The organism is Moorena sp. SIO4G3, from assembly GCF_010692305.1.
GTDB classification, from domain to species: Bacteria; Cyanobacteriota; Cyanobacteriia; order Cyanobacteriales; family Coleofasciculaceae; genus Moorena; species Moorena producens_A.
This window is the reverse complement of the sequence record NZ_JAAHIG010000007.1, coordinates 26,525-46,421: the sequence shown is the minus strand read 5'-3', so window position 1 is coordinate 46,421 and position 19,897 is coordinate 26,525. Positions and strand designations below refer to the sequence as shown.

Genomic DNA, 19,897 nt, shown 5'->3' with positions numbered 1-19,897 from the left:
CTCAATGGTAAATCAGACTAAGAAAGACTAATTAATGGCTAAGTAATAGCTAACTAATAGCTAAGTGATTTTTACAGCTCCTGTACTCTACAGGAGCTTTTTTTTGGAACAGTTTTGTGGATAACTCTTGTCTAAGTTGGTCATCGCTGTATGCAGGTCATGGGTAAGCTGTGCAGCTCCTTTTTTAACTGACTGAGTACTATAATCTGCTACACTAATCGGAGATCCAACAGTTACTGTGACATCACAACCCCATTTAGGGATAGGCTGGCTATAATTAAGACTAATCGGTACAATATTGAGACCAATACCAGGGTGAGATGATTCTACCTGCAAAGCAATACGAGCCATACCAGGTTTTAACGGGTTTACTTCACCATTACGGAAGATATTGCCTTCAGGAAACATTACCAGTGCTTCGCCATTGCTCAGGAGTTCCACAGTTTGACGGATACTGCTAATTCCTCCACGTCCAGTATTTACGGGAAACCCTCCTACACGACGGATAAACCAGCCCTGTATGCCATTCATTTCATCGGCTGAGACCATATACCGCAAGTCACGTCCGGTTACGGGTTTACCAACGGAGAAAGGAACTATTAACGCATCCCAACGAGAGCGATGGGTGGGAGCTAAAATCACAGGACCTGTCTTAGGAACGTTCTCTTGCCCTGTCACGGTAAGTTGACCAAAATGAAACGGAATAACAACACGCCGTCCTAAAGGATAGATAATGTTAGTTAACCAGTGGCAAATACCAGAATCTACTGACATGACGTTAATGGCCTTATCATGATCGTTACCATCATCAGAAGTGTGTTTTAACGTTGTTGTCATTGGTCAATCCTACTTACTGGAAGTAGAGCTAAACTATCAAGGATCAAGGGTTTGTCTTAAATCCTTAACCTTCACTTCTACTGTATGTGGTTTCAAGATCAATATCTGATACTAACGGGACACTTCTTGTGGTGTCATGCCCTCATCTGTTAGCTATCTATACTAAGGTTATTAATGGCGTTGCGTCAGTCCTGGAATGGATATGAGTAGAGTGGGCATCCTGCCCGCTCGAAAATAAGCAGGAAACTGGCAAGATGCCAGTTCTACAATAAGCATGAAACTGGCAAGATGCCAGTTCCACAATAAGCAGGAAACTGGCAAGATGCCAGTTCCACACACAAAATCATTCCATAATAAGCAGGAAACTGGCAAGATGCCAGTTCCACCCACAAAATCATTCCATAATAAGCAGGAAACTGGCAAGATGCCAGTTCCACCCACAAAATCATTCCATAATAAGCAGGAAACTGGCAAGATGCCAGTTCCACACAAGATGCCCATTCCACGAGCAACGGCGAATGCTTACGGTCTTTTGCGTCGCTGGCTAAACCAAGATTGCAACTGTTCCCGACAAACGGATTCCATAATTCCCCCTATTACTGGCAACCGATGATTAGAACAAGCACTATCAGGAAGATTAGCAACGGTGCGAATGCTGCCAGTTTTAGGATCGTCCACACCATAAACCAGAAGACCGAGTCGTGCTAGGATAATCGCTCCGGCACACATGGGACAAGGTTCCAAAGTAACGTAGAGAGTGCAGTGATTCAGATGCCAACTTTGCAACTTTTTACCAGCAGCACGGAGTGCCAGGATTTCGGCATGAGCAGTGGGGTCTTTGTCCCGCTCTCGGCGATTCTCTCCTGTAGCAATTAACTTACCTTCACTGTCTACAATCACCGCACCCACTGGTACTTCACCCGCTTCACCAGCTTTCTGGGCAATTTCTATGGCTACACTCATCCATTTGCGATGGATGAGATAGGAGTTATCAATCGGGTTAGGTACTTCCATTCTGGGGAGCAGGGAGCAGGGAGTAGGGAGCAGGGAGTAGAGAGGGAAGCGTGGAGATGGGGAGATGGGGAGATGGGGAGATGGGGAGATGGGGAGATGGGGAGATGGGGAGATGGGGAGAGAAGGATTAAGGGTTAATTGTTTATTGCTATTTTAAATTTTAACTTGTTAATTTAAATCCATAAATATTGGATTTATTGTAATTATTTTATAGTTTATTTTTTGATTAGTAAACTAGATATATCACGAAAAATAATACTACTTAATCATAACACCAAAAACTACTGGGATATCTTTGATACTGTTCCCTATTCCCTATTCCCTGTTCCCTGTTCCCTGTTCCCTGTTCCCTGTTCCCTACTCCCTATTCCCTATTCTCCAAAACTAATTACTCCCTCCTCTACGCTAGCGATTTCGTAGCCGGAAGTTGGTAAATATCTGAGGTCAAAGGTGTCACCTCCGGATAGTTTCCAAATTTTATAATTGGAAAAGGTTAGGGGAATTCCTGGTTCACATTCTTCTGGTCGATGGTCACCTAGGACAAAATAAGCTGCGCCTTCTCCGATCACTTCAGCGTAACCGTTGTAGTTTACAACTACTGATGTGGCTTCGTCTACCCCGATGCCTAAAACTTCTTCTGCGTCGGTATCTTGGAGCTGGCGAGCAATGAATACCATCAGGCGACCCATGCGCTCTCTTTCGCTAAAGTGGGTATCGACAATTACTGATTGTAGGTCTCGCCATTTAAATAGGTGATTGGTCAAGCTAATGTAATGGTCATAGGGGTCATTGAGGGCTTCATCGGAGCGGATAGACCCTTGACAAGCATCATAGACAAAACTACCTTGAATCATGGCACCAGCACTGGTTCCACCAATAGCCCCACCTTTATCAAGGACATAAGCGATCGCATTATGAAGGTCTGTGCCCTGGAAATTCTCCACGTAGTCGCACTGGTCACCACCGGTAAAAAATAATACCTCAGCGTTTTCCACCGTAGCCACCACATCCGGTCGATTCGCGTCATCACGGCTATCGAGCACTAGGGTTTCTACAGAATTAACCCCGTTCATGTCATAGATCGGTTGATTGTAGCCATCGTCACCAAAAGACCGGATTACTACTACATCAACTTTGCGATCGCATTTGCTGCAATCCCTAACTTGGTTAATCATCCACTGGATCGCTTCATCCACATCAGGACCACCACCACCCAAGTCAAAGGCAGGGCCATCTAAAGACAGATCAACATTAGGCGATTCACTAATTTGATAGCGCTTGACCGTAGCAGCCGCAGGGAATGCTACTACTCCCAGCATGATCACGAAGACTAAGGCACTAATAACTAAACGTTTCACTATTGTTATTCACCCTGAAAGCTTAACCAATCAACCTTAACCTTTTGATTCCGATCTTGCACGAAGTTGAAAAGTTAACTGTCAAGGTAGGGAATAGGGAACATTGGAGATCCCCCTAAATCCCCCTTAAAAAAGGGGGACTTTGAGTATGGCTCCCCCCTTTTTTTAAGGGGGGCTGGGGGGGATCATAATCTTGCGGAAAACTTTGAAAACACTCCCTAGGGGGGCAAAATCATACCCATAATCAGCAACGCCCTCTCTTCCCGATTCCCGATTCCCGATTCCCGATTCCCGATTCCCATTAGCTCGCTGCCTGAGTCAGCAAAGACTCCAATTGTCCCTTACCGTCTAAATCATACAACTCATCGCAACCGCCAATGTGTTGGTTATTGATAAAAATTTGGGGTACCGTTCGGCCTCCGTTGGCTCGTTCCGCCATCTTGTTTCTGGCATTGTCGTCCCCATCGATTTTATACTCCGTGTAGTCAACCCCTTTCCACCATAGCAATAGCTTCGCTCGGATACAGAAGGGGCAGGCTTGCCACGTGTAAATTTCCACATTGGCTTTCATCTGTTCTGGGTTGCGTCCTAGGATGGGATTGAGAAAATCGAGCATTGTTGGTTAATCCTATGTTGTTGAATCCTAGTTCAAGATATACCATACTTACAGGATAGTTTAAATTAAGAAAAAGGAAAGAAATAAGATAACTTTTTGTGTTACTATAAATCAGTATTTGCTTTGATTATTTGTTTTAAAATACTATCTAGCCATGGTTGTAATCCTGTTTACAAAAACCCTATAATAATAATTGATAAAATAGTTGTTTGGAAAGCTTTTTCATTCCACTCTAGGGCCACCAGCGACTCACATCCTTAATCCCTTCAACAATTGCAGCCAGAGCTTCCTTGCCTCCCAACGAGATAATAGTTGGACTGAGATCAACCAGGTATCTTAAGAAGGACTCGCGATCGCGAAAAGCCAAGGTGTGAAGAAACTCTTGCCAAAGGTAAACGTCCTCTTGGAGGGAAAAGTTAGGATTTTCGATTAGTCCACTGAATGCATAGGCTCGGTGATACTCAGACTGAATTGCCTGTGCCATTTCTAGGACTTCTGGAAGTAGGCTTTGCGGGCAATGTGGTGCTAGTGTACTTAGGGGATAGGCTCGGCTTGACTGATTGGTAAGTGCCCGTGTCGCTTCGAGGGCTTCTGGTAAGATTTGAGGCAAATGTGGTGTTAGGTTACTCAGGGCATCAGCTCGGCTGTATTCATCACTAATGGCTCGTGCTACTTCTAGGGCTTGTGGGAGCAGGCTTTCCGGCAAATGTTTTGCTAGTTCACTCAGGGCATTGGCTTTGTTAAACTCATCGGTAATAGCCTGTACCACTTCGAGGGCTTCTGGTAAGATTTCCGGCAACTGTGGTGCTAGTTCACTCAGGGCATAGGCTCGGCTTGACTCATCGGTAATAGCTCGTGCCGCTTCTAGGGCTTTTGGGAGCAAGCTTTCCGACAACTGTGGTGCTAGTTCACTCAAGGCATGGGCTCGCTCTGACTCATTGGTAATGGCTCGTGCTGCATCTAGGGCTTCTGGTAAAATTTCCGGCAACTGTGGTGCTAGGTTGCTCAGGGGATAGGCTCGGTTCGACTCATCAGTAATAGCCCGTGCAGCTTCGAGGGCTTCTGGTAAAATTTCCGGCAACTGTGGTGCTAGGTAACTCAGGGCATAGGCTCGGTCCCTATCATCGGTAATGGCCCGTGCTACTTCGAGGGCTTCTGGTAGGATTTGAGGCAACTGTCGTGCTAGTTCACTCAGGGCATAGACTCTGTCTCTATCATCGGTAATGGCTCGTGCCACATCTAAGGCTTGTGGGAGTAGGCTTTCCGGCGAATGTTTTGCTAGTTCACTCAGGGCATCGGCTCGGTCTGACTCATCGGTAATGGCCCGTGTCATATCTAGGGCTTCTGGAAGTAAGCTTTCCGGTAAATGTGGTGCTAGTTCTCTGAGGGCATGGGCTCGGCTTGACTGATTGGTAAGTGCCCGTGTCGCTTCGAGGGCTTCTGGTAAGATTTGAGGCAACTGTGGTGTTAGTTTACTCAGGGCATGGGCTCGGCTTGACTGATTGGTAATGACTTCTGCCGCTTCTAGAGCTTCTGGTAAAATTTCCGGCCAATGTGCTGCTAGTCCTCTGAGGGCATGGGCTCGGTCTGTATCATTGGTAATGGCTCGTGCCGCTTCTAGGGCTTTTGGGAGCAAACTTTCCGACAACTGTGGTGCTATTTTTTCAAGGGCATAGGCTCGCCTCGACTCCTTGGTAATGACTCGTGCCGCTTCTAGGGCTTCTGGCAAGATTTCCGGCAAATGTGGTGTTAGTTCTCTGAGGGCATAGGCTCGGTCTGATTCATCGGTAATGGCTCGTGCAGCTTCGAGGGCTTCTGGTAAAATTTCTGGCAACTGTGGTGTTAGTTTACTCAGGGCATAGGCTCGGCTCGACTCCTTAGTAAGTGCTTGTGCCGCTTCGAGGGCTTCTGGTAAGATTTCTGGCAACTGTTGTGCTAGTCTTCTGAGGGGATAGGCTCGGTATGACTCATCGGTAATGGCTCGTGCGGCTTCTAGGGCTTCTGATAAGATTTCCGGCAACTGTTGTGCTAGTTCACTTAGAGCTATGGCTCGGCTCGATTCATTGGTAATGGCTCTTGCGGCTTCTAGGGCTTGTGGGAGTAGGCTTTCCGGTAACTGTGGTGCTATTTCCCTCAGGGCATAGGCTCGGTCTGATTCATCGGTAATAGCCTGTGTGATTTTGAGGGCTTCTGGGAGTATAACTTCAGGCAAATATGGTGCTATTTCTCTGATGGCATAGGCTCGGTTCGACTCATCGGTAATGGCCTGTGCGATTTTGAGGGCTTCTGAGAGTAATGTTTTCGGTAACTTTGGCGCTAGCTCTCTGAGGGCATTAGCTCGACTAAGAGGATCTTGTATTTGTTTAACATAAGCCAAAGCTTGAACTGGAGTCCAGATCTTTTTCTCTACCAGGGCTGCCATCAATTCTCCTGGAATATGCCCTAGCAAACTATTGATAGAAGACACCATCAAAGCATAACGGCACTGCAAACTAATGGAACGAGTTGGTGAATAGGAAAAAGCCTCTTCTGCTAACTGCCAAGCCTTGGCCACATCCTTGACAAAGCTCCCCAGTTTATCCAAACGTTCACAAGTTTCATACCAACCATTGCGTCCAGCCTCTGTTTCCTCCTGGAGCAGTTGGTGTACTTCCTCTACCCAACCCGCTTTTTCTAAATGCCAGGTCAGATAACTGTGACTATAGCCATCGTCTGGTAAGGTGTGCCATAACCCGTTTTCGGTTTTTTGGCGATAGCGCTCTAGGAGTTGACCATGGGCTTGGGGCCAGGTTAATCCCAAACCCGGTAAGTTGCCCTCTCCCCCTGTAGCTGCTTCAGCAGTTAGCAACCGACGCGCCATGTCATGGACTAAGTCATGGAGCTGATAGGTGGGAGTGCAATTAGTGGATTTACCACAGAGCAGTAGAGCCTTAGACTTGAAATACTGTAAGGTCTTTCTGGCCTCCCTCGCACCAACATCCCACAAGGTTGTGCCTAAAGCCGGAGTAATCGAGACATCTTCTGGCAAGACACCCAACCAGGCAAACTGCTGAAATTTTTCCGATGGTAGTCGCCGTAGACTGAGATTAAAGGATGCCACTAGGCTGTAGTGCTTGCGTCGCTTTTCATCAACCTCTTCGGCACCTGGTAAATCTAAGGTTTCCAACAGGGCAATTTCCGTTTGTAGGTCAGAGAGTAACTCCTTCCAGGAAATACCATCTACTATTTGTGCTGCCCCTAACTCCAGGGCTAGGGGTAAGTAGCCCACAGTTGTGGCTAGGGCTTCGGCTTGTTTACGGTCTGACCCCTTGAGTTGAGACCCCCCATAGTCTTCCAGTAAGGCTAAGGCTTGTGAGGGATTCATCACATCTAAATCATATCGAGTCACTCCGACAATTCGAGCTTCACGAGTTGTCACTAACACGCGGCACTTAGCACCACCAATCCGAAAGGGTTCAACATGGTCTGGGTTCCAAGCGTCATCTACGACTAGCAGCGTAGCCTTGTCATAGAGCAAGGTTTGTAAATGTCTAGAAGCAGCCTTAGTATTAGTGGGTTTATAGTCATGGTCTCCCAGTGCTTGGATCCAACTACTGAGAAAAGACAGCAAATCTGGCTGCTGACCCAAGGTTGCCCACAGAATACCATCGGGAAAATGAGTCTGTACCTCTCGGTCATGGGCAATAGCAGCAGCCAAGGTCGATTTACCAATCCCCCCCAAACCATAAATGGCGCTAACCACCAGAGTTCCCGTCTTGGCTGTCTGCTCTGACAGTAAGGATTGCTTGAGGGATTGGCTTACTTCTGGGCGCTGGATAAAGTGAGCTGGTAGGGGTGGGGCTTGGAAAGGAACCCCTGGCTTAGGGCGAAAGGATTGGCAGGTTTTGGCAGGAGTAGCAGTTGCTGGTTTTTGCTGTTTGGATTTATCTGGTCGTTTATCGTCCCACTGTTGATTAAATAGTTCTAAATTTGTAGCTAGGTCTTGGGCGTAGAGTGTCAGAGTGAAATGCCTTTGGTCTTTTCCCTTCTTCTGAGCACGGTTGTCTTCTAAAATTCCTAAAAAGTCTTCCATCCGCTGCAAGGCTTCCGCCACTTGAAGCTTGCTGAGACTACCTGGATAGTTATCATCCTTGGTGAGTCCCATTAAATATCTGGTCTGAGTTTCAATTACTAGTTTCAGATCAGTTGAGGTTTTCTTTTTCCAATAGAATTTAATATTTTTATTTCCCTGATTACCGATGTCTTGAGCAAAGGAAACTAATGCTTCAAATAGACGCAGTGCTCTGTTTTTGACTGTAGGACCTAAAGTACGTCTGGGCATTCTATTGGGGGATGGGGAAGGAAAAAAAGTTGAGGGTTAGGGTAGGTGTTCCCTCAATTGAAGAAGCTACCCTCAACTAGTTTAGCCTTGATATACCGTGGTTGTAGCTACCCTAAACTTAGCTGTTGCTTTTGGACACTACCCTCAGGTCACTATGGATTCAGTTAGGAAATTGAAGCATTACCATGAATGACATCAAAGAGCAAGTGGTTGATAATCAAGGAGTTGACACTATAGCATTAGTCGAACAACCACAGCCCCTAATGGAAAATCCTGCACTCTGGCTCAAGGATGGGGACAGTCCAGCGGAAATGATTTTAGCGATCGCAGTGTTAGTGGGAGCTGTGACTAGATTGATCCAGGTGGTGGGTCCTTGGTTTAAGAAGCAGGATGGGTGATCCCCCCTAACCCCAAAATTTTGGGTAGTAATGATATCAAAGTCCCCCAGAATTGGGGGATTTAGGGGGCAAATAAGGAATAGGCAGTGTGGGTGATCCCCCCTAACCCCCCTTAATAAGGGGGGAATTGGAAGAAATACCTTAATAAGGGGGGAATTTGAAACTAACCAGGGGAAAGGGTTTCACTCACTGTTCCCGATTCCCGATTCCCGATTCCCGATTCCCGATTCCCTAGGGTGATGCGATCGCATCCGTTTCCACACAGCCCCCTGCCCAGCCTCAACAAACCTAAACCCTATAGTAAACAAGGATTTCAGTCCCGATTCCCGATTCCCGATTCCCGATTCCCGATTCCCGATTCCCGATTCCCGATTCCCTGTTCCCTTCTACGAGATCCCACGCTCTGATAGACTTAAAGACTGTAAACAAATAATTAAGAAATTAAGCTCATCAAGCTTTTGGGAGAACGGGCGCTTTGGAAAATACACTAGGTTTAGAAATTATAGAAGTCGTAGAGAAAGCTGCGATCGCATCCGCCAAATGGATGGGTAAAGGGGAGAAAAACACTGCTGACCAAGTGGCTGTAGAAGCCATGCGGGAGCGGATGAACAAGATCTATATGCGGGGTCGCATTGTAATTGGAGAAGGTGAGCGGGATGATGCTCCCATGCTCTACATTGGTGAAGAAGTTGGGATTTGCACCCAAGAGAATGCTGCCGACTTCTGTAACCCAAGTGAGCTGATCGAAATTGATATTGCGGTTGACCCCTGTGAAGGCACCAACCTAGTTGCCTATGGACAAAACGGTTCCATGGCAGTGCTAGCTATTTCCGAGAAGGGTGGTCTATTTGCAGCTCCTGACTTCTACATGAAGAAGCTGGCAGCACCACCCCAAGCATTGAATCATGTGGATATCAACAAGTCCGCAACCGCAAATCTGCAAATCCTCTCCGATTGTCTAGAGCGCTCCATTGAAGAACTAGTGGTGGTTGTGATGGACCGTTCCCGTCACAAGGACTTGATCCAGGAAATCCGGGCAGCTGGTGCTCGGGTGCGACTGATTAGTGACGGTGACGTTTCAGCCGCCATCTCCTGTGCCTTTGCTGGTACCAATATCCATGCCTTGATGGGCATCGGTGCTGCGCCAGAAGGAGTAATCTCAGCAGCAGCAATGCGTGCCTTAGGGGGACACTTCCAAGGTCAGCTGATCTATGATCCCGCCATCGTGAAAACTGGTCTGATTGGGGAGAGCAAAGAAAGCAACATTGCCCGGCTCAACGAAATGGGCATTACCGATCCCGATAAGGTTTACAATGCTGAGGAACTAGCCTCTGGCGAAACCGTACTGTTTGCTGCTTGCGGCATCACCCCAGGAACCCTGATGGAAGGGGTTCGGTTCTTCCAAGGTGGAGCACGGACTCAAAGCCTAGTTATTTCCAGTCAGTCCAAGACCGCTCGATTTGTGGACACCGTCCATATGTTTGAACAGCCCAAGTATATCCAATTGAGCTAACTCTTAGGAAGAGGGTTGTAACCCTGTAGGTAAGCTATCAGCTATCAGCTATCAGCTATCAGCTATCAGCTATCAGCTATCAGCTATCAGCCGTCAGCCGTTAGCTGAATCCTTACCCCTGTAGCGCCTAGGGCTTTTCTTCTTGCCTCGGAGATCCCCCATTATCCCCCTTAAAAAAGGGGGACGAGGGAGTATGGCTCCCCCCTTTTTTAAGGCAGGGCTGTTTCATTTTCAGGAATAAATTGTCTTTTTCTACGGGTGAAAGGGAGCTGGGGTGCTGGGGAGAGGTTTTTTTTCAGGTTAAAAATAACTTTTTATTAGCTTTAATCCCCCCTATCTCCCGATAAAGGGTGAAGGAGGGCATGGGGAATAGGCAAGAAGCAAGAGGGAAAAAATCCTGTTGACCTCATTACTATGACAAGCGCTATAGAAATTTGACCCTGTTGTCACCTGCTCAGGTTGTTGGATTTTGAAGGTGAGGGGGATTTTGTGTCTTGGTTATATCAAAATTGACTCAAGTGCAGCACCTTTAAGGAGATAAATAGGTATTTGAGGATTGAGATGGGATTGTAGAGGTAAAGATTAATGCGATCGCAAAACGTGGTTTCGGTCAAGCAGGGTACAAGAAGCGGAAAAAGAAGACCTGGTGTCGCGGGTGGGGTTTAGGGGGTATGGTCAACCAGTCAACCAAGGCTGAAGGGGCGACAAGTCAGCTATTATCCCCATAACTTATTATCTACAGAATCCTGATTACTTTAATTCTTTAGCCCTACCTGCCCCTGATTTTTCAACCCAAATTGAAGTAAAGTTTTTCAGCATAATGTCAGTAGCATTTATCTTTTTATCGGTTCCGATCGGTTCAAACGTTGCGTTTACATCTGGATAAACAAAGAAAGGAATCGAAATCCGACTCCTGGAGAGTGTATGAATCACTTCGTGGGGAGTACTCACAAACAAACCATTTGTCCAAAGTTGCAACATATCCCCCAAATTAATCACAAAAGCATCTTCTAAACAGACCGCATCAATCCAGGCATTTTTAGTATAAACCCGCAGGGAAGGGGTGGGAAAATATTCTTGGATTAACACAGTAAAAATGCCGTTGTCTGTATGTTTTCCTGCCACACCACTTTCAGAGGGGTAGTAAATAGTTCGATGAATTAGAATCGGATCATCAAAATAAGGGTCAAACCAATCCGGGTCAAGGTTCAAAGCAACAGCCAGTGCCCTGAGAAGGTGGGGAACAATTTTAGTCATAATTTCCCCTTGAAGCTGATAGTGGGATGCAGCAAAACTAGGGGCTACAGTATCATCAGGAATCAAGGTGGGGCCAGTAAAAGGCTTGTCTGAAGGTGGATGTTCAATGCCAAGGTCAAAAAGTTCCTTGGGATCAGGACCAACATCCTCATGGAGGGTTTCGCCATAAAGGGGAACGTAGCCCCTAGACGTGTTGGGATAAACGGTTTGTTTGTCTTGGCCGTAGTCTTCTTTAATGTCCTTTGGCAACTGGAAAAAGTTACGAGAGCTGTCGATGGTTTGTTGAACTAACTCGGCAGAAATGCCATGATCTTTCAAATATAAAAACCCATGCTCTAAGCAGATGTTGTAGAGGCGTTTGTGTTCTTCGTTGCCTGATTTTGAACCATTGAGGTCTTTTAATTTTGTTAAGGATATTACGGGTAATGTATTCATTTATAATTATCCTGATTCATGTAGCAATTAGCGCGATCGCAACTAGGGCAAAACCAATACCAATCATTTGTTTTAGGGTCAATGTTTCGTGCAAAACAACTAACCCCAAGACAATTACCACTAAGGGATAAAGGGCTGATAGGGTAGAAACGATCGCCACTGACCCTTTAGAAACTGCCTTGATATAAAATAGCACCCCCAAAAAATTGAGCATTCCTGCAATTACAGCTATAATCCCGCCTGGATGGGTTTCCAGGCCATCCCTGAGATGCAGAAAGATAAGCGTTGCAACAATTGCTCCTCCTAATCCCTGATAGACAATGGCACTTCTATCGCTAATATACTGAGCCGAAAGTTTAGGCAAAAATGCCCAAGCTCCCCAACACAAAATTGCGCCTAATGTAGGTATAAACCATGGTTTCATCTATTCATACACCCCTATTGACTGATCCAAAATATTACTATGGATCGTAGTCAGTACCCAGCTCCTCTTCCGGCCATGATTTGACTTGTTCTTCAGGGCGACCCAGTAGATCGCAGATGATTGTACGATTGTGTTCTCCTAAGTCTGCACCAATATGTTCAAAAACAGCGCTGGTAGCGGACATCTGTAATGGAAAGCCGGGAAAAAATGTATCCGAACCCGTACTGGGTTTCTGAAAATAGTTTCTTTCCCAGAGATGAGGATCTTGACAGAGTTCAGGAATATTCAAGATTGCTCCTGCCATCAACCCCCGATCTTGAAGCAAGTGCATGACTTCATAGTGTGTTTTTTGGCGTGTCCAGGCTTCTATCAGTGTGTCGAGTGCGTCGTGATTTTGTTGGCGATCTTCGCTTGTGGCAAACCGCAGGTCTTGACTCAATTCCGGCTGTCCGATGGTCTGACAAAAAGTCCTCCATTCCTCATCCGAGCCGATCGCAATCACAACCCATTGATCTTCCTCCCTGCAACGATAACAGCCGTGGGGAGCGTAGGCTGGGTGACGGTTCCCGATGGGTAAGGTTGTCTCCCCATTGACTGCATATTCCAAGAAGTGCTCCCCTCCAATCCCGTGCATTAATCCTTCTAACTGGGAGAGATCGACCCAATCTCCCTCCCCGATTCTTTGGCGATTGGATAAGGCAGTGAGAGCGGCACAGGCACCCATCACACCATTGATCATGTCAGTTTCTCTAATCCGCTTTGCATCTGCCTGTGTATATGGACTATAGGCAGTTAGGGAGTTGATACCGCTGAGAGGTTCAATGGAAGCACCGTAACCAGGATAAGGCGCATAAGTACCTGTTTGTCCATAGGCGGACATGGAAACAATAATGATGTTCGGTTTAATCCCCTTGAGTTCTTCATAGGAAAAGCCTAATTTTTTGAGTACACCCGGTCTGGCATTTTCTAGGACAATGTCTGTGTGACGGATCAGGTCTTTCAGGATTTCCTGATCTACTGGATCGTTGAGATCCACCGCAAGGCATTTTTTGTTGCGATTCAGTTGATGAAAACCCAACTGCCGATTATAGGCTTTATCCTTTGTAGAACTTCCCCGTGTGGTTTCCATCCGAGGGGGATAATCAATCCGGATTACTTCAGCACCAAAATCAGCAAGGATTCTTCCAGCATGGGGGCCTGCCCATTCGCGGGAAATCTCTAGCACTCGAATTCCCGACAAAGGTGGATTTTTCTTTTGGTTTGGCAGATGATTACTGTTTTCTTTTGGCTGATTCCTGTCAGATAAGGAAGATTGCAGCTCTTGAGCCAGGACAGCTTGATTATGCTCTCCGAGCAATGGTGCTCGTCCCATACACCACGAACTGTTCGACAAACGGAAGGGAGCTTGACAGGATATTAACCGTCCTACTTCTGGGTGGGATTCAGTTTCTAGGAAAAACTCCCGCTCTTGGTGCTGTTTAAACCCGAAGGCTTCTGCCATTGTTGCCAAGTAACCAAAGGCAAATCCCCTAGCTAGACCCAGTTCAAAAATTTCCTCTTTGTCGTGACCCATCAGCCAAGGTTTAATCAGGGACTCGACCTGATCATGAGCCTTAGCACGATCCAAGACATGGAGAAACTGGTCTTCTAAAAGGCGTGGCTCTTCAAATAAAGAAGCTCCCTTCCGCCAATGACGATGGGGACCTCCCAGGACGGCAGCATAACCATTGCGACAAGGATAACACTGCCATGGTGCCCAGTCTCTGTTATTGCTGTTGCGTGGTTTGCCCTTGCCCGTATGGAAATATGTGGTCACTCTCATCTGGACATTCTCAATAGCACTTTCCTGGATGGAGACATCAAGATGTTGGCCTTCACCTCCATCCCCACGCTGAAACAGTGCCATCAGGGTGCCCAAGTAGGCATACATACCAGCCGTGTACTGGCTAACAGCTGGTCCGGAGGCCAACGGTGGCTTATCTGTATCACCCGTTGACTCCATGCAGCCACTCATGGCGTATAGAATCGCTTCATTGGTTTGATAATCCCGATACGGCCCATTTTGACCAAAATTAGAAATAGAGGTCATGACAATAGCAGGATTAATCTCTTTAACCTCATCGTAACTTAACCCTAGCTTAGGCATAACAGTGGGAGCAAAATTCTCGACTAAAACATCTGCCTCTGCAATCAGTTGTTTGAGGATTTCAATTCCCTTTGGTGTTTCGAAATCAAGAGTTACACTTTTTTTCCCCCCGTTGAGCCAATGAAAAGGAATACTTCGCTCAATACCTGGTTTGTTGCCTACGAATGGGCCTATGTGTCGAACGGGATCGCCACTGCTAGGTGATTCAACTTTTATAACCTCAGCACCAAACCCAGCTAAGAGCTTTGTACAATATGGACCCGCTATATATTGAGTCAAATCGATAACTTTTAAATCAGACAAAGCACCTTGGCTCATTACTTCTCCTTTTTGTTCGGAAAATTTACTATTGAAAATGGTAAACGTCAATAGATTATATTCCTGGTAAATATCAATCTATATCGTTTGTTTCAGCGTCAAAATCCGTTATTCAATCCGCAGTCGATGTTCGTAAAGTTTTTGGTAATAAGGCAAGCAATATTTGTAGGCTTGCTTTAAGCGATCGTTATCCTCCACCGTTTCATAGTTGTTTTCTTTCTGCTTTCCTTCTCTTAACCCCTTGCTAGTCTTAAGAGAACTATGCCACAACCCATCTTGCCACTGGTTAATTTCTGGTCGAGATTTTGGTTCCCAACTTAAGGCTTCTGGAATAAAAGGGATCCCCACTGCATCACAATATGCTTTAATGGTTGCATCTGGCTGTTCGAGCAGATCATCAGAGTCGATTAAGATGGGTGTTTTACCACTAATATCTCCAGCCATCATAAAGTAACGATACAAAGGTTCATGCCCAGTTTCTTCTAGGGTAAAATCTGGCCATAGGTAGTGCAATGAAGGAAGCATTTTAGCTGGATCTCTTATCAAAAACGTGTTATCTAACTCAGCCACAAATTCAGGTTCTATTAAATTGCTGATATAGTAGGGCATATCTTTGATAAATACCTTGTGCTGTTTTGCTTCTTCCCGCAACCTTTCCCTTGTGGCTTGATAGTTATACTCAGCTTTGATTTCAGCATCTGGATAACGATTGGTATTGCGCCGTTCTTCGCTATTGTAAAATGAAAGACCATAGGGTTCGTGGAAAACCAGAAAATCTCCTCGTTCTCGCATCATGCACTCAAAGGCAGTAGATCTAGTGCGAAAGGTAGTCCACAGGGCTAAAATCTTACTCATGATTCTGTCTGATATTTGGTTATATGCAAATCATTAATATACCGCGATCGCTTCACCCAAAACATCAAGTATTGGCTCTACACCAAGCCCTGGAGCTTCTGGCGCAAAAGTCTTACCCCCTTGATTGCGGGCACCACCTGTAGCTGTGTCAATAGTTAGCATATCATTACATAACCAAGTAGCTCGCAAAAACATTCGTGGAGTGGCTTGAGCAAGATGCACGGCTCCCGTATCTGCAATTACACTACCCCCAGTTTCTTCAATATTCATCCGAATCCCAGTTTCCATACAAAAATCTCGGATGCGCTTGGCTTTAGTTAAACCACCAAACCGATTAATTTTTAACCCAATGGCTTCACAAGCTTGGTCACCTTGAGCGCGGACAATATCCCCATAGCGCTGAATACATTCATCTAAGATAATCGGATGAGATGTGACGCGACGGACTTGAAGACATTCTTCATAGGTTTCACAGGGTTGTTCAAAATAACAAATAGAGTCAGTAACAGCATTCATAACCCGCATTGCTTCATCTGCTAGCCAGGCTCGATTAACATCGAAAGTTGCACTTTCATTGGCAGGTAAATAAGACATTACTGCTTTGATTGTTTCAATATCTTGAGCAACATCGGCTCCAATCTTACAACTATGGATGGTGTAGCCTTTTTGTTGACCTCTGGCGATCGATTTGATCATTTCTTCTGGGGTACCGGTCGAAATCAGATCTTGAATGATCACTGGTTGGTCTAAACGACCACCAAATAGTTCACACAGAGGCAATCCCGTTGCTTTACCCAAGATATCCCAACAAGCCATATCTAGGGCAGATTTAATATAGGGATGACCTGGTAGAGCAATATCCATCGTCCGATAGATTAAATCAGTGCGTCTGGGATCTAATCCCAGGAGTTGAGGGGCTAACTCTTCAATTCCAGCCCTGATGCCCCGCCCAAAAGCCGGTAAATAAGTGGAACCCCAAGGACATCCTTCTCCCCAACCTCGGATTCCTTCATCTGTATCGATAGCAACTATGGTGGAATCCAGTTTATCAAAGTACAACCTACCTCCTGATAGTCGATAAGGATGCTCTAGGGGTAAGGTGACTTGATAGACGGAAATTCGTGAGATTTTCATACTGTTTTTAACTTCTTTTTAAACTAACGAAGTTATGGGGAATAATCTCACCATCTTTAAGAACGTTAGCCATTTTATAGCCCAGGTCACTTTGAACATCATTACTAGTAGCTTCTATGAGGGAGTATGTCCCCTCAAGGAAAACTTTTGAGTGGCGGGATTGAGAATCGACGAAACGCATCACGTATGCCATTCTCGATGGCAATGGTCCCGCTTTTAAGGGATAGCTTTTGTGCCAAATACATTTGTCTAGCAAAAGGGCATCACCGACTTCAAAGTCCTCTTCTAATTTATTATTATCCAAAAGAAAAGTTTCCATCTGATCAGCAAACTGGAAATCATAATTCTTCAAGTCTTCAGTTTTCAATAATTCCTTAAATTTATCCTGTTGTACTAATTTGTAAATAAAATTAAAATACTCACGGGCAGAATAAACTTGGCAAGACACATAGGCCAAGCCTCCGTGTTGCTCTTTTGTATTAATCGGATCGAGGGGAATCCAGAGAGTATATCCTAAATCCTCTGGCCTAATGTAACAAAAGGAGTAAATGTCATGATGCCAAGGGAATCCTTTCTGATTTGCTTTTATCTCAAATGCAATTCCTTGCATGAAAGTTAGTTCATTATGGGCTAATTGTCTCATAACATATTGAAAATTCGTTGAAGAATAGATATCGTGTGTTACCGTTTCTTCAACGTCATAACCGATTTTTGAAAATTCTCCAGAGTAAACCCTAGGAGGATTTTTCATTTGATGGGAGTTAGATGTTAGCTTCCGTAATTTATCGGTAGCTTCACTTGTAAACAGTTGTTTCAGTTTGATAAATCCATTCTCTGAAAAAGACTGTTTATCTTCTTGGGATAGAGTAATTTTATTGACTAAATACCCCATTATTTAATCTACCTTTGTAAACAAAATCAACAAATTCGGTATCAAAATAAAACAGAATAACTTAACCTGAGGGAGCAGATTAATCCCCTGTAGGAGCGAAACTTTACAGCATTGGCGATCCCAGCTTAAGTTGCTAGCCAACTCTTCAAACTCGTTGCAAAACTGAATTACAGTTTTTAGAGCCGTTGTAACCAAATAAATCTTGGTAGTGAGTATCGACCAAGTATTGGTCTTCATGGCACTGCAACCATTTTTTCATATTGTTTAATTTCTCTACAGCTTCCCTCATTTCCTGTTCTTCTTCCCAACCTTCATCATTCCAAAATTTCCAAATCTCGGCATTGGTGTCTTCTAAAATAAAGTAGTCTCCGGTTTGTAAGCCATTCTGATGAAAGTACTCACAAATTCCTATGGTATTGATATGGACATCATCAATCAACAGCCAAGGATGGGGTAAACTGGCTAGGATACTAGGGGGTAATACTGATTCTATCTGGTTACAATCCCCTTGGATAAAGTGAATATTGGGCTTTGATTTAGCTTTTTCATCCAACAAACTGAGGTCAATATCGACCGAATAAATTTCTGCTTGAATGCCAAAAATTTCCAAGTTATCTGATAGCCAAAGGGCACTTCCTCCATTCAATGCGCCCAGTTCAATAATAGTTTTAGGCTGTAACTCATGCAGAAGCATGGGATAGGTGGCAATCTCAGCAAACCCTTTATTCAAAATAATCCCTTTCCAAGTTTGCAAATAGGTATTCTTGAGCAAAATCCGCCATACATCACCAGGAATTTCACTTCGATCATCTCGCTCTGATATTTTAACAAAGCGATCGCCTCTAGATAACAGAGTTTGATGCTTGGCTTGTGAGATGATGTCAGTATATTTCATAGTATTAGTCGTTGTACTAGTAGTTTTTATTGTATATGTTCAAAGGTCATGAATTTTGCTCCATTTAGTTCGATTTATCTTAGATACTCAAATAGGCCAGGAATTTTTTGATAACTGGAAGTTTCACTTTACTGCCAAAATCCAATGATTTTATCTTCTCTACAATCTCTGGGTGAGGTTGATAAGCATCAATATTATCAAAAACCCAACTAGTGCCACAGCTCCAGCGAATCACATCAACCAATAACTCATCAGTCAATCCCATATTTTTACCTAACTGATTCGCTTCTCCCAAGATTAAGTAATTAATATAAGCCATGAAATCTGTGAGAGATTGAGCAATATCCATCAAATTTTCGTCTTTCAAAGGTTCTGGGGCAGTATATTCCAGTTGATAGGGGAGAGGTTTAATTCGACCAAAACTATCTGTTACTCGTTCCTCAGAATGAACATAACTGCGATCTAAACCATAGGGAGAGGAAGCAGTAAAATCAGGAACTCTCAAATCTAAATTATTGTCTTCTTCGATTAATTTAGTCACCTTGACATGGTTATCATGGGCATCATATTTTTGCCCTGCTTCCCGATATCGCTCTTCAACTATACGCCCTAGAGGTAAAGGAACATTCAGTTCATCGGCTAATTTTACGGTTAAATCTGTATCTTTAACCGTGATTTCTAAAGAGCAAGAATAGTCATAACTACCATCAAAAATAAACGGACTCACTTGCTCAGTGACAAAACTATTCCCTTGAGACGCTCGAATATAATCCCACATCCAAAGTAGAGGAATACCATATACTTTACAAATCATATAAACCTCTCCGGCTGTCACCATTGCCGTATAAAACAGCAAGTTAGTTAACAGTTTTACCGTTTGAGCTTCTCCGATGGTATTGCTGACAAAGAAGGAAATTTTTCCAATCGCATCGAGGGTTTCTTTACTCAGATCGTAGCCTTCCCGATCTCCACTAACATAGAAACTGGCATTACAGAAATCTACACCCATGTGGGAGAGATTACTCACGGGAGATTCTAAACTGAATAGTCCTTTTTTAGCTGCTTCTTTTGCTATATGTTGAGTGTTATGGTAGTCAGTTGTGGAGAAATCCATCCAAGTTGCACCAGGTCTCATGCCTTCTACTGCCCCAGTTTCCCCTAACATATTTTCTAATACATGATGGGGTAAGGGTAAATTGGTAATCACCAGATCTGCACCTTGAGCAACTTCCTTGGGACTATCTTTCCAAACTGCTCCTGCTGCGATCACTGTTTTTGCTGCTTCTGGATACTTATCATAAACTTGGACTTGATACCCATCCTTCAGCAGTTTGTAGATATGCTGTTTGCCCATGGCTCCTGTACCAATATAGGCAATTTTTTGCTTAGTCATAATCTCCTACTTGTGTCAGAATTTGTTAATTGCTATCAGTGTTGAAAGGTAATCCAATTCGCAGTTTATAGTTGCTTTAAATCAATCACCA

At 44.6% G+C, this 19,897-nt stretch carries 18 protein-coding genes; 4 read left to right on the top strand and 14 right to left on the bottom strand.

Translation table 11 applies throughout. The features are described from left to right. Positions 1–87: 87 nt before the first annotated feature. The 3 genes from F6J99_RS02250 to tadA all read right to left on the bottom strand — a co-directional run bounded on the left by F6J99_RS02250 (position 88) and on the right by tadA (position 1,851). Complete coding sequence (locus F6J99_RS02250; protein ID WP_293111536.1) at positions 88–837, bottom strand: 1-acyl-sn-glycerol-3-phosphate acyltransferase; 750 nt, start codon at positions 835–837, stop codon at positions 88–90. A gap of 263 nt (positions 838–1,100) precedes the next feature. Next, positions 1,101–1,343: a hypothetical protein gene (locus tag F6J99_RS02245; protein ID WP_293111535.1), complete on the bottom strand. Its 243-nt coding sequence runs from the start codon at positions 1,341–1,343 to the stop codon at positions 1,101–1,103. A gap of 16 nt (positions 1,344–1,359) precedes the next feature. Further along, positions 1,360–1,851 (bottom strand): tRNA adenosine(34) deaminase TadA, encoded by a 492-nt coding sequence (tadA, locus tag F6J99_RS02240; RefSeq protein ID WP_293111534.1) that lies wholly within the window; start codon positions 1,849–1,851, stop codon positions 1,360–1,362. Between tadA and F6J99_RS02235 the strand changes: the two genes are divergently transcribed. Further along, positions 1,810–1,989 (top strand): hypothetical protein, encoded by a 180-nt coding sequence (locus F6J99_RS02235; protein ID WP_293111585.1) that lies wholly within the window; start codon positions 1,810–1,812, stop codon positions 1,987–1,989. The genes tadA and F6J99_RS02235 overlap by 42 nt on opposite strands. Before the next feature lie 233 nt (positions 1,990–2,222). On the opposite strand, the gene F6J99_RS02230 is transcribed toward F6J99_RS02235, so the two are convergent. The 3 genes from F6J99_RS02230 to F6J99_RS02220 all read right to left on the bottom strand — a co-directional run bounded on the left by F6J99_RS02230 (position 2,223) and on the right by F6J99_RS02220 (position 8,146). After that, on the bottom strand, positions 2,223–3,209 hold the full coding sequence (locus tag F6J99_RS02230) for a Type 1 glutamine amidotransferase-like domain-containing protein (protein WP_293111533.1): 987 nt from the start codon (positions 3,207–3,209) through the stop codon (positions 2,223–2,225). A 301-nt stretch (positions 3,210–3,510) separates the two neighbouring features. Then, a complete protein-coding gene (gene grxC / locus F6J99_RS02225; protein WP_293111532.1) occupies positions 3,511–3,825 on the bottom strand; it encodes a glutaredoxin 3 in 315 nt (104 codons plus the stop codon). 232 nt (positions 3,826–4,057) lie between these two features. Then, entirely contained in the window at positions 4,058–8,146 is a 4,089-nt protein-coding gene (locus tag F6J99_RS02220; protein WP_293111531.1) for an NB-ARC domain-containing protein, read from the bottom strand. A gap of 185 nt (positions 8,147–8,331) precedes the next feature. On the opposite strand from F6J99_RS02220, the gene F6J99_RS02215 reads away from it, so the two are divergent. From F6J99_RS02215 to glpX, 3 genes are all read left to right on the top strand, one after another. Further along, positions 8,332–8,544, top strand: coding sequence for a hypothetical protein (locus F6J99_RS02215; protein ID WP_293111530.1), 213 nt, complete (start codon positions 8,332–8,334; stop codon positions 8,542–8,544). A 239-nt stretch (positions 8,545–8,783) separates the two neighbouring features. After that, positions 8,784–8,951, top strand: coding sequence for a hypothetical protein (locus F6J99_RS02210; RefSeq protein ID WP_293111529.1), 168 nt, complete (start codon positions 8,784–8,786; stop codon positions 8,949–8,951). A 68-nt stretch (positions 8,952–9,019) separates the two neighbouring features. Further along, on the top strand, positions 9,020–10,057 hold the full coding sequence (gene glpX, locus F6J99_RS02205; RefSeq protein ID WP_293111528.1) for a class II fructose-bisphosphatase: 1,038 nt from the start codon (positions 9,020–9,022) through the stop codon (positions 10,055–10,057). 750 nt (positions 10,058–10,807) lie between these two features. Here the strand turns inward: glpX and F6J99_RS02200 are convergent. The 8 genes from F6J99_RS02200 to F6J99_RS02165 form a co-directional block, all read right to left on the bottom strand. Then, positions 10,808–11,749 carry a 2-oxoglutarate and iron-dependent oxygenase domain-containing protein gene (locus F6J99_RS02200; RefSeq protein WP_293111527.1) on the bottom strand — a complete coding sequence of 314 codons (942 nt, stop codon included), beginning with the start codon at positions 11,747–11,749 and terminating at the stop codon, positions 10,808–10,810. 16 nt (positions 11,750–11,765) lie between these two features. Next, positions 11,766–12,173 carry a DMT family transporter gene (locus F6J99_RS02195; protein ID WP_293111526.1) on the bottom strand — a complete coding sequence of 136 codons (408 nt, stop codon included), beginning with the start codon at positions 12,171–12,173 and terminating at the stop codon, positions 11,766–11,768. 37 nt (positions 12,174–12,210) lie between these two features. Next, entirely contained in the window at positions 12,211–14,688 is a 2,478-nt protein-coding gene (locus F6J99_RS02190; RefSeq protein ID WP_293111525.1) for a CoA transferase, read from the bottom strand. A 57-nt stretch (positions 14,689–14,745) separates the two neighbouring features. After that, entirely contained in the window at positions 14,746–15,492 is a 747-nt protein-coding gene (locus F6J99_RS02185; protein ID WP_293111524.1) for a sulfotransferase family protein, read from the bottom strand. Positions 15,493–15,525: 33 nt separating this feature from the next. Continuing rightward, a complete protein-coding gene (locus F6J99_RS02180) occupies positions 15,526–16,626 on the bottom strand; it encodes a mandelate racemase/muconate lactonizing enzyme family protein (protein WP_293111523.1) in 1,101 nt (366 codons plus the stop codon). A gap of 7 nt (positions 16,627–16,633) precedes the next feature. After that, positions 16,634–17,518: a hypothetical protein gene (locus F6J99_RS02175; protein ID WP_293111522.1), complete on the bottom strand. Its 885-nt coding sequence runs from the start codon at positions 17,516–17,518 to the stop codon at positions 16,634–16,636. 145 nt (positions 17,519–17,663) lie between these two features. Further along, positions 17,664–18,413 (bottom strand): CmcI family methyltransferase, encoded by a 750-nt coding sequence (locus F6J99_RS02170; RefSeq protein WP_293111521.1) that lies wholly within the window; start codon positions 18,411–18,413, stop codon positions 17,664–17,666. A gap of 79 nt (positions 18,414–18,492) precedes the next feature. Next, positions 18,493–19,806, bottom strand: a complete 1,314-nt coding sequence (locus tag F6J99_RS02165) for an NAD(P)-dependent oxidoreductase (RefSeq protein WP_293111520.1) — start codon at positions 19,804–19,806, stop codon at positions 18,493–18,495. Positions 19,807–19,897: the final 91 nt, after the last annotated feature.